The 14418-nt window shown below is 71.5% G+C and carries 12 protein-coding genes and 2 pseudogenes; 10 read left to right on the forward strand and 4 right to left on the reverse strand.

The annotated features are described in order from the left end of the window. Positions 1–57: 57 nt before the first annotated feature. A complete protein-coding gene (locus ACFVH5_RS05690) occupies positions 58–1233 on the reverse strand; it encodes an MFS transporter (protein ID WP_385832386.1) in 1176 nt (391 codons plus the stop codon). A gap of 612 nt (positions 1234–1845) precedes the next feature. Continuing rightward, positions 1846–2847 carry a Ku protein gene (locus ACFVH5_RS05695; protein ID WP_385832304.1) on the reverse strand — a complete coding sequence of 334 codons (1002 nt, stop codon included), beginning with the start codon at positions 2845–2847 and terminating at the stop codon, positions 1846–1848. Positions 2848–2933: 86 nt separating this feature from the next. On the opposite strand from ACFVH5_RS05695, the gene ligD reads away from it, so the two are divergent. Further along, positions 2934–3815, forward strand: a complete 882-nt coding sequence (gene ligD, locus ACFVH5_RS05700; RefSeq protein WP_385832305.1) for a non-homologous end-joining DNA ligase — start codon at positions 2934–2936, stop codon at positions 3813–3815. A gap of 304 nt (positions 3816–4119) precedes the next feature. On the opposite strand, the gene ACFVH5_RS05705 is transcribed toward ligD, so the two are convergent. After that, on the reverse strand, positions 4120–4923 hold the full coding sequence (locus tag ACFVH5_RS05705; protein ID WP_385832307.1) for a nuclease-related domain-containing protein: 804 nt from the start codon (positions 4921–4923) through the stop codon (positions 4120–4122). Positions 4924–5014: 91 nt separating this feature from the next. Between ACFVH5_RS05705 and ACFVH5_RS05710 the strand changes: the two genes are divergently transcribed. From ACFVH5_RS05710 to ACFVH5_RS05745, 8 genes and pseudogenes are all read left to right on the forward strand, one after another. Beyond that, positions 5015–5521 (forward strand): dual specificity protein phosphatase family protein, encoded by a 507-nt coding sequence (locus ACFVH5_RS05710; protein WP_385832308.1) that lies wholly within the window; start codon positions 5015–5017, stop codon positions 5519–5521. Positions 5522–5706: 185 nt separating this feature from the next. Then, complete coding sequence (locus ACFVH5_RS05715; RefSeq protein ID WP_385832310.1) at positions 5707–6459, forward strand: hypothetical protein; 753 nt, start codon at positions 5707–5709, stop codon at positions 6457–6459. Between the two features lie 137 nt (positions 6460–6596). Continuing rightward, positions 6597–7841 carry an ATP-binding protein gene (locus ACFVH5_RS05720; protein WP_385832387.1) on the forward strand — a complete coding sequence of 415 codons (1245 nt, stop codon included), beginning with the start codon at positions 6597–6599 and terminating at the stop codon, positions 7839–7841. Between the two features lie 387 nt (positions 7842–8228). Then, positions 8229–8591, forward strand: coding sequence for an SH3 domain-containing protein (locus tag ACFVH5_RS05725; protein ID WP_385832311.1), 363 nt, complete (start codon positions 8229–8231; stop codon positions 8589–8591). Positions 8592–8683: 92 nt separating this feature from the next. After that, on the forward strand, positions 8684–10057 hold the full coding sequence (locus ACFVH5_RS05730) for an FtsW/RodA/SpoVE family cell cycle protein (protein WP_385832312.1): 1374 nt from the start codon (positions 8684–8686) through the stop codon (positions 10055–10057). Positions 10058–10074: 17 nt separating this feature from the next. Continuing rightward, positions 10075–11532: a penicillin-binding transpeptidase domain-containing protein gene (locus ACFVH5_RS05735; protein WP_385832388.1), complete on the forward strand. Its 1458-nt coding sequence runs from the start codon at positions 10075–10077 to the stop codon at positions 11530–11532. 44 nt (positions 11533–11576) lie between these two features. After that, positions 11577–11798: pseudogene (locus tag ACFVH5_RS05740) on the forward strand (DUF3291 domain-containing protein); the annotation flags it as partial. A gap of 4 nt (positions 11799–11802) precedes the next feature. Next, positions 11803–11904 (forward strand): annotated as a pseudogene (locus tag ACFVH5_RS05745) (DUF3291 domain-containing protein); the annotation flags it as partial. 46 nt (positions 11905–11950) lie between these two features. Here ACFVH5_RS05745 and ACFVH5_RS05750 read toward each other — a convergent pair. Further along, positions 11951–13060, reverse strand: coding sequence for a ferritin-like domain-containing protein (locus tag ACFVH5_RS05750; RefSeq protein ID WP_385832314.1), 1110 nt, complete (start codon positions 13058–13060; stop codon positions 11951–11953). A 210-nt stretch (positions 13061–13270) separates the two neighbouring features. Here ACFVH5_RS05750 and ACFVH5_RS05755 point away from each other — a divergent pair, with 210 nt between their 5' ends. After that, positions 13271–14221, forward strand: a complete 951-nt coding sequence (locus ACFVH5_RS05755; protein WP_385832316.1) for a diiron oxygenase — start codon at positions 13271–13273, stop codon at positions 14219–14221. Positions 14222–14418: the final 197 nt, after the last annotated feature.

Consider the following 14418-nt stretch of genomic DNA (forward strand, 5'->3'; position numbering starts at 1 on the left):
TCGCATCAGCGGCTGACGCAGTAAGGCTTCAGCGGTCGATGCAGTGCGGGGGGGGCTTCAGCGGGTGGCCGTCACCGGGCGCGTGGCACGGACCAGCCAGAGCGTGGCGGCCAGGCACACCGCCGAGACCGCGCCCAGCAGGAGCGGGACGGCACGCACCCCGGACCACTCGATGGCCTTGCCGAGCGCGGGTCCGGCGACGACCCCGCCTGCCATCGACGCGGCGATGACCACCGCGCCGGCTCTGCGGGCCTTCGGGGCGGCCCGGTTGAGCCAGGGCAGGCCCGTGGGGAAGATCGGCGCGATGAACAGGCCGACTCCCGCGTACGCGTACGGGGCGAGGCCCGGGATCGTGGCCAGCAGCAGGCAGACCGTCATGCCCGCGCACGACACGGTGACGATCGACTGGGCGGAGTGGCGCAGCGCGAGCGGGGCCGCGAGGAAGCGGCCGACGGTCATCATCAGCCAGTACACGGAGGTGGCGGTGGCCGCGGCGCCGGCGCCGTAGCCGACCGCCTCCAGATGGGTGGGCTCCCAGCCGCCGACGCCCGCCTCGATGCCCACGTGCAGCACGTACAGGGTCACGAACATGGCGAGCACCGATCCCAGGCTGCGGCCGAGAACGGACGTACCGCCGGCCGTCCGCTCCCCCTCCCCCGGCTGCGGCGCATGCTCGCGCACACCCCTGAGGCACAGCAGCAGCGGCAGATTGACCACGGCGAAGACGAGGAAGACCACCGGATACTGCTCGGCACCGACCAGGCCGATCACAGCCGGTCCGAGGATCGCGCCCACGCCGAAATGGGCGTTCAGGATGTTGAGCATGGCGGTCGAACGGTGACCGAAGCCGACGGCGAACAGCTGGTTGAGCCCGTAGTCGATCCCGCCGAAACCGAGCCCGGCGAGCAGGGCCGAGGCCAGGGCCACGGGCCAGCTCGGCGCGAGTGCGAAGCCTGCCGCGCCGAAGGCCATCAGCAGGTACGAGGCTCCGAGGATCTGCCGGTTGCCGAGGCAGCCGTACAGCCGGTCGAAGAGCAGCACTCCGGCTACGCCGCCGACGAAATGCGCGCTCAGCGCGAGCCCGGCGGCCGAGGGCGACAACCCGAACTCCTCGCGGAGGGCGGGGATCGAGGGTCCGTACAGGGCTTGGAGCGCGCCGATGAGCACGAAGCCTCCGCAGGAGGCGATGACGGCTGCGGGGCTGAACACGGGCGCGGTCCGTACTGCGTCCATGACCGGCGGCCCGGTCGGATGCCCGGTCACGTCGTCACTCACGCGGTCACTCACGTGGACTCCAGTCGGCGGTTGACGGGCCGACCGGGGCGTCGGCGCTGGCGCTACGGGAACCATGATGTTACCGGTAACTCAACCCGTCAAGATCGTGGGACCAGATGTCTGCGGGTGCGGGTCGCTTGTGGCTGAGTGCGCCGTTCCCCGCGCCCCTTGGGGGGGGTGGGGGTGGGCCTGTGTTTGTGCGTGAACGTCGTACGTGGCTGGGTGCGCCGTTCCCCGCGCCCCTAGGGGGTGGGGGCGGGCCCGGGGTTGTACGTGAACGTCGTACGTGGCTGAGCGCGCCGTTCCTCGCGCCCCTTAGGGGGTGGGGGTGGGCGCGGGGGTTTTGTGTGTCCGTCGGTTACCCCTCTCCTCGGGCGGGCGCTGATGTGAGTCGAGGGGGTGGTTCGGGATGTGCGGGCGTTGCGGCAAGGTGCGTTCACTTGTAGGCACGAGAGCAACGACCGGATATCCCGGAGCGCCCCCGCCCCCACACGCGGCGCCAGGCGCGTCTTTCAGGGGCGCGGGGAACTGCGCGGCCAGCCACAGACAACCCGCAGCCGAGTCGAGAGGTCAGGCCGATGCCCTCTTCCGGGGGGAGGGTTTCTTCGCAGCCGCGGCTTCCGACGTCTTTTTCGTCGCGGTCTTCTTCGAGCCCGCCGCAGACTTCGCCGCCGCCGCCTTCTTCGCCGGCGTCTTCTTGCCCGACGCCGGCTTCGAAGAACTCGCGGCCGTCTTTCTCGCCGCCCCCTTGCGAAGAGGCTTCACCTCGGCCCCGCCGGAACCGGCGTCCTCGCCCCGCGCAACCCGCGCCTGCCGCACGCTGTTCTCCAGCGCGGACATCAGGTCGATGACCTTGCCGCCGGACTTCGAGGCGGCGGGAGCCGACGGCGCCGCCTCCCCGGACGCCTTCGCCGCGATCAGCTCCTCCACCGCCTCGCGGTAGTCGTCGTGCAGCTCGGCGAGATCGACCTCCCCGAGCGTGTCCATCAGCGCGTCGGCCAGATCCAGTTCCTTGTCCCGGACGGTCACACTCGCGTCCGGGACGACGCTCTCGGGCGCCCGGATCTCGTCCGGCCACAGCAGCCCGTGCATGGCGATGACGTCGTCGACGACCCGCAGCATGCCCAGCCGCTCACGCCCGCGCAGCGCAAACTTCGCGATGGCGACCTTCTGGCTGCGCTTCAGCGCCTCCCGCAGCAACGTGTACGGCTTGGCCGCCGGCACCCCGTTCGCCGACAGGTAGTACGCCGTGTCCATCTGGAGCGGGTCGATCCGGTCGGCCGGCACGAAGGCGACGATCTCGATCGTCCGGGCGGTCGGGATCGGCAGGGCGGCCAGATCCTCGTCCGTGATGGGGATCATCGTGCCGTCCGCGTCCTCGTACGCCTTGCCGATCTCCGACGACGTCACCTCCCGGTCCTCCATCTCGCACACCTTGCGGTAGCGGATACGGCCGCCGTCCTCGGTGTGGATCTGGCGGAAGGAGATCGAGTGGTTCTCCGTGGCGTTCACCAGCTTGATCGGGATGCTGACCAGGCCGAAGGAGATGGCACCGTTCCAAATGGATCTCACGTTCGACACCCTTCAGGTCACTGTCACCCGTCCCCGCCCTCCACCCACCCACCCGTTTTCATACGAATACGTGGGATTGTCATCCTATGACGCCAATCACTGAGGTGGCCGGGCGAAAGGTGACCCTGAGCAACCTGGACAAGGTGCTCCACCCGGCGACGGGCTTCACCAAGGGCGAACTGCTGCACTACTACGCGACCGCGGCGGAGGCGTTCCTCCCCCACCTCCGCGACCGCCCGGTCTCCCTGCTGCGCTATCCGGACGGCCCGGACGGCCAGGTCTTCTTCACCAAGAACGTCCCGCCCGGTACGCCCGACTGGGTCGCCACCACGGAGGTCCCCCGTTCGGAGGGTCCGGCCCGCATGGTCCTGGTGCAGGATCTGCCCTCCCTGATGTGGGCGGCGAACCTGGTCACCGAGTTCCACACCCCGCAGTGGCGGGCGCGGACCCCCGACGTCGCCGACCGGCTGGTCCTCGACCTGGACCCCGGCGCACCGGCCACGATCGTGGAGTGCTGCCGGGTCGCCGTATGGCTGCGCGACCGGCTGGCGGCGGACGGACTGACGGCGTACGCGAAGACGTCCGGCTCCAAGGGGCTGCATCTGCTGGCCGCCCTGGAGCCCACTCCGTCCGCCGACGTCTCCGCCTACGCCAAGGCGCTCGCGGTGGAGGCGCAGGCCGATCTGCCCGGGCTGGTCGTCCACCGGATGACCCGCAGTCTGCGGCCTGCGAAGGTCTTCGTCGACTTCAGCCAGAACGCGGCCCGTAAGACGACCGCGGCCCCGTACACGCTGCGGGCCCGGGCGGTTCCCACGGTCTCCACCCCCGTGACCTGGGACGAGGTCGAGTCCTGCGGCGCTCCGTCCGAACTGGCCTTCGTGGCCGCGGACATCGGGCGCCGTCTCGATCGCCACGGGGATCTGCTGGCGCCGTTGCTTTCCGCGGGCCGGGCGGGGTCACTGCCGTGACGTTCAGCTGCGGGCCGGTGGGGGTCGGCCGCGCCGTTCCCCGCGCCCCCTCGGGGCACCTCAGGCCCGGGGTCATGGCCCTGACACGCAACCTGCGGGCCGGTGGGGGTCGGCCGCGCCGTTCCCCGCGCCCCTTCGGGGCACCCATCCGGCGCGGTCGGAACCCAGCACCGGAAACACCGCCCCGACACTCGACCGCAGGCCGGTGGGGGTGGGCCGCGCAGTTCCCCGCGCCCCTTCGGGGCGCCCCAAGCCCGGGGTCACCGGCCTGCACACTCGACCGTGCCTCCTCGGGGCGTCGGTCTCAGAGACCTGACCATGTGCCCCGGTCTCGGGCCATCGCGTGCAGGGCCTCTACGTCCGCCGGTTTGAGGACGCCTCCTGATCGGGCCAGGGATGTCACGTCCGTGTCCAGCAGGATGCGCATCTCGCGCAGCGGGGCCGTCACCGAGACGTCCTTGGGGGCGAAGAGGGCCAGTACGGGGCGCACCTCGGCCGTGAGGGCGTACGAGGCGCGGTCCGCGTCGGCGCGGACCTCACGCAGCAGCGGCCGGGCCTCCCGGCGCCCCACCGTGACCATGGGATCGGCGACGAGGACGCGCTGCTTGCGGGCGTACAGCGTGTGCACGGCGAACAGGCCTCCCGGGCCGATCACCAGGTGATGCAGGCGGTCCCCGCCGGGCAGCGGCACCGAGTGCAGGGTCCGCCACCCGGCCCCCTCCAGCCGGTCCAGCGCCTCGCCCACCGCGAGCTCCGCCGCGAGGGCGTGCCGCCTGGGGTCCGCTCGCAGCCGCGGCTGCGGGCCCGGCTCGTGGTCGAGCACGGTCTGCAGGGCCTCGCCGGGCCGGTTCGGCGCGAGGTCGTCGTCCGGGTGCAGGGACAGCCGGGCGAGTTCGGCGGGGGTCGGCACCGGTGGCGGTCCGACCGTCACCGTTCCGGTCAGGAACGGTCCGAGTGCATCGAGCACGTCCTCGCGCCGCTCCTCGCTGAGCAGATTGACCCGGGCGGCCTCCCTGTCGTACCAGGCGACGTTCCTGCCGTCCGTGCGGCAGACGTAGAGCCGTTCCTGGCCGTGCCGCCAAGTCGGTATGACGCGCAGTGCGTTCATGCATCATCACCCCTCGACCATGGGAACAGGCGGGGTGCTCCAGGGGCAAGAAGGCGGTTACCTTTGGAAGCAGTTGGAGGGGGAGGCGCCGTTGCGGGCTCGCAGGAGGCAACCCGATGTGCCGGTCCCGGACAGCCCGTGGAGCGAGATCGTGCCCGGTCTGTGGATGGGCGGGCACCAGTACGCGGGCCGGTCGGGAGAACCGGAGTTCGCCGTCGTGCACGACGAGTTCGACCTGGTGCTGACCCTGTTGCGACTACCGGGCCACGGCCCCGACCCGGGCGTGGAGCACCATGTGTGGGCCATCCCGGACGGGCCGCTCGACGGCACGCAGCTGGCCGGTGTGATGCGGCTCGCCCGGACCGCGACCGAGGCGTTGGAGGAGGGCAGGCGTGTCCTGGTCCGCTGCTTCCACGGCTACAACCGTTCGGGGCTCGTCGTCGCCCACGCCCTGGTCCTCACGGGCCGTACGTCCGACGAGGCGATCCGGCTGATCCGCGCCCGCCGCTCCCCGTGGGCCCTGCACAACGAACTCTTCGTGGAGTACCTGCGGACCGGTCTTGCCACGGCCCGCCTCCTGGAGGAGCTCACCGAGTAGCCGGCCGGCGGCGCCGAGAGGCCCGCCCGCCCGGTCCACCGAGTCCCCCCCCCGGTCCACTCGGTCCACTCGGTCCACTCGACGAACAAAAGGGACTTCCGTACGAATAAGGTGTCCCGGACAGCGGGGTCGGTCAGCCATACTCCCCGCCCCCGTCCGGCCCCGACGCAGGAGCGCAGCGCGCAGTGATCCACAACCGCCCCGCGGCCCTCGCGCGGCCCACCGCCGCACTGCTCGTCGCGCTGGCGCTCGCCGGTCCGCTGCTGGCGGGCTGCGGCGACCCGGGCGACCTGCGCGGCGCGGGTCCGACGTCCACCGCCGTGGGGCCGACCCGGCTGTGGCCGCAGGTCCCGCCCGCCGCCTCGCCCGCCGTCGACTACGGCGAGGCGGACACCGAGACGGTCAAGGGCGTCCCGGTCCCGGGCGACGACATCCGCAAGGCCGACCCGGTCGCCGTCTTCCGCGCGGAGATCGCCGCCCACCCGGACCTCTACACCGGCAAGGGGCGTTACGCGCAGACGGCCCGGCAGGTCGCGGAGTGCGGCGGGGAGAGTGCGCGCGGCCGGACGTGCCCGGTCCTGCGGGCGTACTACCGCGATCTCACCGGTGACGGCCGCGACGACATGGTGCTCGGGGTGCGGATGCCCGACCACCAGTTGGGCGTACGCGCGTACACCGTCATCGGGCATCGGCTCACCGAGGTCATGGCGACGACCGACAGCACGCTCGGCGTCGAGATCGCGGGCCGGGACGTGATCATCCGCTCGCCGTCGAAACTGGCGGGCTACGAGTACCGCACGGTCTGGTCGTGGGACCGGCGGCAGCGGGCGATGCTCGCGGCCAAGGACGAGATCCTGCGGGTCGGCGCCACGGCCCCGCCCTCCGGACGCGCGCCCGCCCGCACGCCCGTCCGCACGCCCCCGGCCGCCACCCGGTGAGCCGTCCACCGGAGGGGCCGCTTCCCGGACCGTTCCCCGGGCCGCCCTCAAGCACACCCCCCGGGGTCGGCCGCATCGGGCGGCTGCGGCGGCGGACCGCCAGTCTCACCTGGAAGGCCGCCGTCTTCATCACGGTGATGTGCTGCGGGCTCGCCGCGCTCCTCGGCATCCTCGTGCACGTCTCGGTGACCGACCAGACCGTCGGCGAGGCCCGGGACCACGCACTCGACCGGCTGACGGAGACCACGGAGGCGTACGAGGCGGGCGACCGGCTGCCACCGGGCGCGGGCGTGGATCCGGCGGGGCTGCCCGCCGAGTTGCGTACGCTCGCGGCGGGTGGACGGCGCGGCACGATGGTGGGGACCGGTGACCCGTACCCCACGATGTGGGCGGCCGGGCCCGTGAGCGGCGGACGGACGCTGGCCGTACAGGTCGACTACGCGCAGGGCGTCCGCACGATCGACGGGCTCGACCGGGCGATCCTCGGCTCCTCGGCGCTGGCGATCGGCGCGACCCTGCTGGTGGGCGCGTTCGCGGTGACACGCGTGACGCGGCGGCTGCAGTCGACGGCCCAGGTGGCGCGGCGGATCAGCGCCGGCGATCTGGACGCGCGGGTGGGAGATCCGCGGGCGGGGGACGTGCGGGCCGGGCGCCGGGTGAGTCCTCAGGACGAGGTGGCCGCGGTGGCGGGCGCGCTGGACACGATGGCGTCCTCGCTGCAGAACAAACTGCTGAGCGAGCAGCGCTTCACCGCGGACGTGGCGCACGAGTTGCGGACTCCGCTGACGGGGCTGCACGCGGCGGCCGAACTGCTGCCGCCCGGCCGTCCCACCGAACTCGTCCGGGACCGGGTCGCCGCGCTGCGCACGCTCACCGAGGATCTGCTGGAGATCTCCCGGCTGGACGCGCGCAGCGAGCGGGCGGAGATGGACGCGGTGCGGTTGGGGGCTGTGGCCGAGCGGGTGATTCGGGCCGCGGACGCGGACGCGGGTACGGGCACCGGTACCGGTGTCGGTACGGACATCGGTACCGGCATCGGTACGGAGATCAGGATTCTGCGGGATGCCGTCGTGGAGACCGATCAGCGGCGGTTGGAGCGGGTGCTGGGGAATCTTGTCGCCAACGCCCACCGGCATGGGCGGGGGCCCGTGACGTTGACGGTCGACGGGGGTGTCATCACCGTGCGGGACCACGGGGACGGGTATCCGGAGTATCTGCTGGGGCATGGGCCGCAGCGGTTCCGGACGGAGGGGGGTGCTCGGGGGCACGGGTTGGGGTTGACCATTGCCCTGGGGCAGGCGGAGGTGTTGGGGGCTCGGCTTGTGTTCGCCAACGGGGTGGGTGGGGGTGCGGTTGCCGTGTTGACGCTGGCCGGGGCGTAGTTGCCGGGGGCGGGCCGTTGTCGGGTGCGGGTCCGTTGTGGCTGGTCGCGCAGTTCCCCGCGCCCCTGAAAGCAAAGGATTGCGCAGTTCCCCGCGCCCCTGAAAGCAAAGGATTGCGCCGTTCCCCGCGCCCCTAAAGGCAAAAGATTGCGCCGTTCCCCGCGCCCCTAAAGGCAAAAGATTGCGCCGTTCCCCGCGCCCCTAAAGGCAAAAGATTGCGCCGTTCCCCGCGCCCCTGAAGGCGAAAGACTGCGCCGTTCCCGCGCCCCTCGGGGTCGCGGCCCCGGAGCGCTGCGCCCCGATGGCTCAGTGTGGCGGGCGGTTGTGGGGAACGGATTCTAATGTGGCGGTTAGTCAGCCTTGGTCCCCATTTCTGAGGAGCCCGCCATGTCTCTGCGCACCGCTTTCATCCGTCTCGGCATAGCCGTCGCCGGGGGCGCTCTCGCCGTCGGGGCCGCCGCGAGCCCCGCCCTCGCCGGTGACGACTGGGGCGACCACGACAGCAGCCACCCCCGGTACTACAAAGGCCGTATCAGCGCGCCCGGCGGGCTGAACCTGCGGGACAAGCCGACCCGCAGCAGTTCCGTCATCGGCTTCGCGGAGTACGGCGAGGTCGTCTCCATCTTCTGCAAGACGCCCGGTCAGAGCGTCCAGGGCAACCCCCTCTGGTACCTCCTCGCCGACGGCACCTGGGCCTGGGGAGCCGCCCGCTACATCGACAACATCGGCGCCTCGCCCCGCTGGTGCTGAGCGCGTCCCCCGTACCTCCTGAGGCGCGCCGGAACAGCCCCACTGTCACGACATAACAGGACATCGGGCGACCGGCTTGCTAACTTCCGGACATGCTCTCGCCCGGAACGACAGTGCAGGCGGACCCGCCGGCTCCCGTTGTACGCCTCCCCCGGCGCCGTGGCATCGAGTTCACCCTCCTCGTCGTGGCCGTCCTGCTCTCCGTGTACGGCTACTGCGACGTCGGTCTCGCACGGACCGGATCCGTCCCGCCCGGCGCCGCCGGATACGGCGCCGGGCTGGGCGTGCTCGCGCTCCTCGCCCATCTCGCGGTGCGCCTGCGCGCCCCCTGCGCCGACCCGCTGCTGCTGCCGATCGCCGTCCTCCTCAACGGCCTGGGCCTGGTCCTGATCTACCGGCTCGACCTGGAGACCCCGGCCGACCGGGCGGCGCCCACGCAACTCGTCTGGTCGACGCTGGGTGTGGGCCTGTTCATCGCGGTGATCGTGCTCCTGCGCGACCACCGGGTGCTCCAGCGCTACACGTACGTGTCCGTCGTCACCGCACTGGCCCTGCTCGTCCTGCCGATCTTCTTCCCCTCGGTGAACGGCGCCCGGATCTGGATCAGGATCGCCGGGTTCTCCATCCAGCCGGGCGAGTTCGCGAAGGTCATGCTCGCGCTGTTCTTCGCCGGGTACCTCGCCGCCAACCGCAACGCCCTCGCGTACACCGGCCGTCGGATCTGGCTGCTCCAGCTGCCCACCGGACGCGTACTGGGCCCGATCCTCGCGGTCTGGGTGCTGAGCGTGGGCGTACTGGTCCTCGAACGCGACCTCGGCACCTCGCTGCTCTTCTTCGGCCTCTTCGTGATCCTGCTGTACGTGGCCACGGGCCGCACCGGCTGGATCGCGGTGGGGCTGCTGCTCGCGGCGTGCGGGGCGTTCGCCGTCGGCTGGCTGGAGCCGCATGTGCACAGCAGGGTCGAGGACTGGCTGCACCCCTTCGCGTCGATCGAGGCGGGCCTGGGCCCGAACCAACTCGCCCAGTCCCTCTTCGCGTTCGCCGCCGGCGGGTTCCTCGGCACGGGCCTCGGTTCGGGCCACTCGATCCTCATCGGCTTCGCCGTGAAGTCGGACTTCATCCTCGCCACGGCGGGCGAGGAACTGGGCCTGGCCGGCCTCTCCGCCATCTTCATCCTGTACGGGCTGCTGGTCGAGCGGGGTATCCGGGCGGGCCTCGCCCTGCGCGACCCGTTCGGCCGGCTGCTCGCGGTCGGGCTCGCCTCGATCGTGGCGCTGCAGGTCTTCGTGATCGCGGGCGGGGTGACGGGGCTGATCCCGCTGACCGGGATGGCGATGCCGTTCCTCGCGCAGGGCGGTTCGTCGGTCGTCACCAACTGGATCATCGTGGCCCTGCTGATGCGCCTCAGCGACTCGGCGCGCGGCAGGTCCGAGGAGAAGCAGCAGGCAGAGGAGGTCGCGCCGTGACGGGCAACGGCCGGCCCATGACCCGGTACATCCGGCACGCCGCCGCCTTCTGCGCGCTCCTGCTGCTCGCCCTCCTCGTCAACGCCACCCGGGTGCAGCTCGTCCAGGCCCGCGCGTACGACGAGAACCCGGCCAACCGCCGCCACACGATCGCCCGCTACGGGCAGCCGCGCGGCGACATCCTCGTCGGCGGGCGGGCGGTCACCGGCTCCCGGGACTCGGGCGAGCAGTTCCGCTACGAACGGACCTACAAGAACGGCCCGTTGTACGCGCCGGTCACCGGCTTCGCCTCCCAGGTGTACGGGACGTCCCTGCTGGAGGGTGCCGCGGACGGCGTACTGGCGGGCACCGACCCGGCGCTCTCGCTGCTCCCGCTGTGGAACGACCTCGCACGGGCCCGTAACCCCGGTGGCCGGGTGGTCACGACCCTCGACGCGGCGGCGCAGCGGGCGGCGTACGCCGGGCTCGGGGCGCGGCGGGGCGCGGTGGCCGCGCTGGAACCGTCCACCGGCCGCGTCCTGGCCCTGGTCTCCACCCCCTCCTACGACCCCGGGGAGCTCTCCGGCACGGATGCCGACGTGGCCAGGGCGTGGGCGCGGCTGAACGGGGCGGCGGACAGGCCGATGCTCAACCGGGCGGTCCGGCAGACGTATCCGCCGGGTTCGACCTTCAAGGTGGTCACCGCGGCGGCGGCGCTGGACTCGGGCGTGGTGCGCGATGTGGACGCGCCCACCGACTCCCCGGACCCGTACCGGCTGCCGGGCAGTACGGCCCGGCTGACGAACGAGGTCGAGGGGTGCGCGGACGCGTCGCTGCGGTACGCCTTCCAGTGGTCGTGCAACACGGTCTTCGCCGGGCTCGGGGTGGAGGTGGGCCGGCACGCGATGGGCACGACGGCGGCCGGCTTCGGCTTCAACGACCGAAAGCTCGGCATTCCCTTCCGGGTCTCCCCCAGCACCTTCGACACCCGGGTGGACAAGGCACAGCTCGCACTGTCGTCCATCGGCCAGTACAACACCCGTGCCACACCGCTGCAGATGGCGATGGTGGCCGCGGCCGTCGCCAACTACGGCTCGGTGCGCACCCCTCATCTGGTGGAGCGGACGACGACGGCTGACGGCGACACGGTGTCCGCCGCCCCGCAGCACACCCTGCGCCGGGCCATGAACCCCGCCACGGCCGTACGGCTGCGCGAGCTGATGACGGACGTGGTGGAGAAGGGCACCGGCACGAACGCGGCGATCCCCGGCGCCACGGTCGGCGGCAAGTCCGGCACGGCCCAGCACGGCATCCACAACTCCGGCACTCCGTACGCCTGGTTCATCTCCTGGGCGCAGGCCGACGACACCATGGAACCGGCGGTGGCCGTCGCGGTCGTCGTCGAGGACGCGGCGGCCGACCGGGGCGACATCAGCGGCGGCGGGGACGCGGCACCGATCGCCCGGGCGGTGATGGAGGCGGTGCTCGACCGGTGAGACGGGGGTGGTGTCACCGCCGCGGCCCGACCTGACGTCCGGTCATGACTCAGCCCGCAGCCGCGTACGAACTCGCCCAGGTGGACATCTCTCGGCTCCAAGACCCGCTGGACTTACCGTAGTTGAAGGACTCAGCGGACGCCCTCGACCCGGTGAACGCGGTCGCCGACGCCGACGCCGACGACGGATTCGTCTGGCGGCTGCAGAGCGACGAGGACAACGCGACGGACGTGCCCGTCTTCGGCGACGACCGGCTGCTCGTCAATCCGGGCCGAGGCCGAGGAGCGCCTGCCGCATCTGCGGGCGCACGGGGCCACGGCGTACGCGTTCACCCTGCGGACGTCGTTCCCGCCCGGGGAGGCCCGGCCCCTCCTTCAGCCCCAAGAGGCCTCCCGATCCTCAAGGCACCTCCTGAACGCTAGGGGGTCTCCTCCCCCGACCGGATCGCGGCGCTCACCTCCGTCACCCGCGCCTGCTCCTCCGCGGCGAAGCGGTCCGCGTCGAGCTTCTCCGCCAGTTCCTCGTCCTGGGACATGAGGAGGTCGAGGTTGGAGTTGCCCATGTCGAAGACGCCCATGTCGACGTAGGCCTGCTGGAGGCGTTTGCCCCACAGGCCGATGTCGCGGACGCAGGGCACGATGCGGGAGAACAGCAACTGACGGAAGAGGGCCAGGAACTCCGACCGCTCGGTGTACTCCTCGGCCTCCGCCCGGGGCACGCCGAAGTTCTCCAGGACCTCCGTGCCGCGCAGCCGGTCGCGCATCAGGTAGCAGCCCTCGATGACGAACTCCTCGCGTTCGCGCAGTTCGGCGTCGGAGAGCTGCTTGTAGTAGTCGCGCAGCGCCATCCGGCCGAAGGCGACGTGACGGGCCTCGTCCTGCATGACGTACGCGAGGATCTGCTTGGGCAGCGGCTTGTCGGTGGTGTCCCTGATCAGGCCGAACGCGGCGAGGGCGAGCCCTTCGATGAGGACCTGCATCCCGAGGTAGGGCATGTCCCAGCGGGAGTCGCGCAGGGTGTCGCCGAGCAGCGACTGAAGGTTGTCGTCGACCGGGTAGAGCATCCCGATCTTCTCGTGGAGGAAGCGGGAGTAGATCTCCGCGTGCCGCGCCTCGTCCATCGTCTGGGTGGCCGAGTAGAACTTGGCGTCCAGGTCGGGCACGGACTCGACGATGCGGGCCGCGCAGACCATGGCGCCCTGCTCGCCGTGCAGGAACTGGCTGAACTGCCATGAGGCGACGTGCTTGCGGAGTTCACCCCGGTCCCGGTCGTTCATCTTCTCCCAGTACGGAGTGCCGTAGATGGAGATCGACTCGTCGGGGGTGCCGATGGGGTCGTGCGGGTCGACCTCCAGGTCCCAGTCGATCCGCTTCTGCCCGTCCCACTGTTTGTCCTTGCCCTTCTGGTAGAGGGCCAGCAGTCGGTCGCGCCCTTCGTCGTACTCCCAGCTGAACCGTGCCGCGCCGGTCGCGGGCACCTGCCAGAGGGGAGCTCCGGGGTCCTTGGCGTACAGGTCGTAGGTCGGCATGTCTCGCAGGCTCACACGTGGTAGACGGCGGGTCAACAAGTTGCGCAGGGGGGATTGACGAGCTTGCTGACAGGCAGTCTCATAAGACGTGACCGGCGGTAACCCGACCGGCTTCCGGCACGACGACGCACGCACGACGCTTGCAAGCACGACGCAAGCGCGACGCACGCACGACGAGATACGACGACGTACGGCGAGGTGGGCACAGCCATGACGACCGTGACGACGGAGGACCCCGAGGACACCGGGATCGCGGGTCTGCGCGACGCGCTCGGCCTGCTCAAGGACCGCGAACAGGTGGCCGAGCGGCTGCTCGAAGCCTCCGCGAAGCACTCCTTCGACCCGGACGAGGAACTGGACTGGGACGCGCCCTTCGAGGACGGCAAATGGTTCTGGCCGCCGGAGCTGGTGTCGCTCTACGGCACCCCGATGTGGAAGCGGATGAGCGAGGAGCAGCGCATCCTGCTCTCCCGTCACGAGGCCGCGGCGCTCGCCTCGCTGGGGATCTGGTTCGAGATCATCCTCATGCAGCTGCTGGTGCGGCACATCTACGACAAGGCGGCGACGAGCGCGCACGTGCGGTACGCGCTGACCGAGATCGAGGACGAGTGCCGCCACTCGAAGATGTTCGCGCGGCTGATCACCCGGGGCGGGACACCGCACTACCCGGTGAGCCGCGCGCACCAGAACCTGGGCCGGCTCTTCAAGACGGTGTCGACGACCCCCGGTTCGTTCACGGCCACGCTGCTGGGCGAGGAGGTCCTCGACTGGATGCAGCGGCTGACGTTCCCGGACGAGCGGGTGCAGCCGCTGGTGCGCGGGGTGACGCGGATCCACGTGGTGGAGGAGTCGCGCCACGTCCGGTACGCCCGTGAGGAACTGCGCCGCCAGATGATGACCGCGCCGCGCTGGTCGCAGGAGTTCACCCGGATCACCTCGGGCGAGTTCGCCCGCGTCTTCTCGGTCGCCTTCGTCAATCCGGAGGTCTACACGAACGTCGGCCTCGACCGGCGGGCGGCGCTGGCCCAGGTGAAGGCGAGCGGCCACCGCCGCGACATCATGCAGACGGGCAGCAAACGCCTCACGGACTTCCTGGACGACATAGGAGTCCTGCGCGGCACGGGCCGCCGCCTGTGGAAGTCGTCGGGTCTGCTGGCCTGAACGGCGCGGGCGCTCCGGCGGGGGCAGGGGCGCGGCCCCGCCCTTCCCGCGCCCCGGGGTGAAAGGCAGGGGCGCAGCCCCGCTTTTCAGGGGCGCGGGCTGCGCGACAAGCCCCCCACCGGCCCGCACCCACCCACGAGGCCCCACCCACCTCCCACCCCACTCCGCACCCCCCGGGACGGGCTACCCTGCGAGAC

This window comes from Streptomyces sp. NPDC127119 (genome assembly GCF_042677425.1).
Taxonomy (GTDB): Bacteria; Actinomycetota; Actinomycetes; order Streptomycetales; family Streptomycetaceae; genus Streptomyces.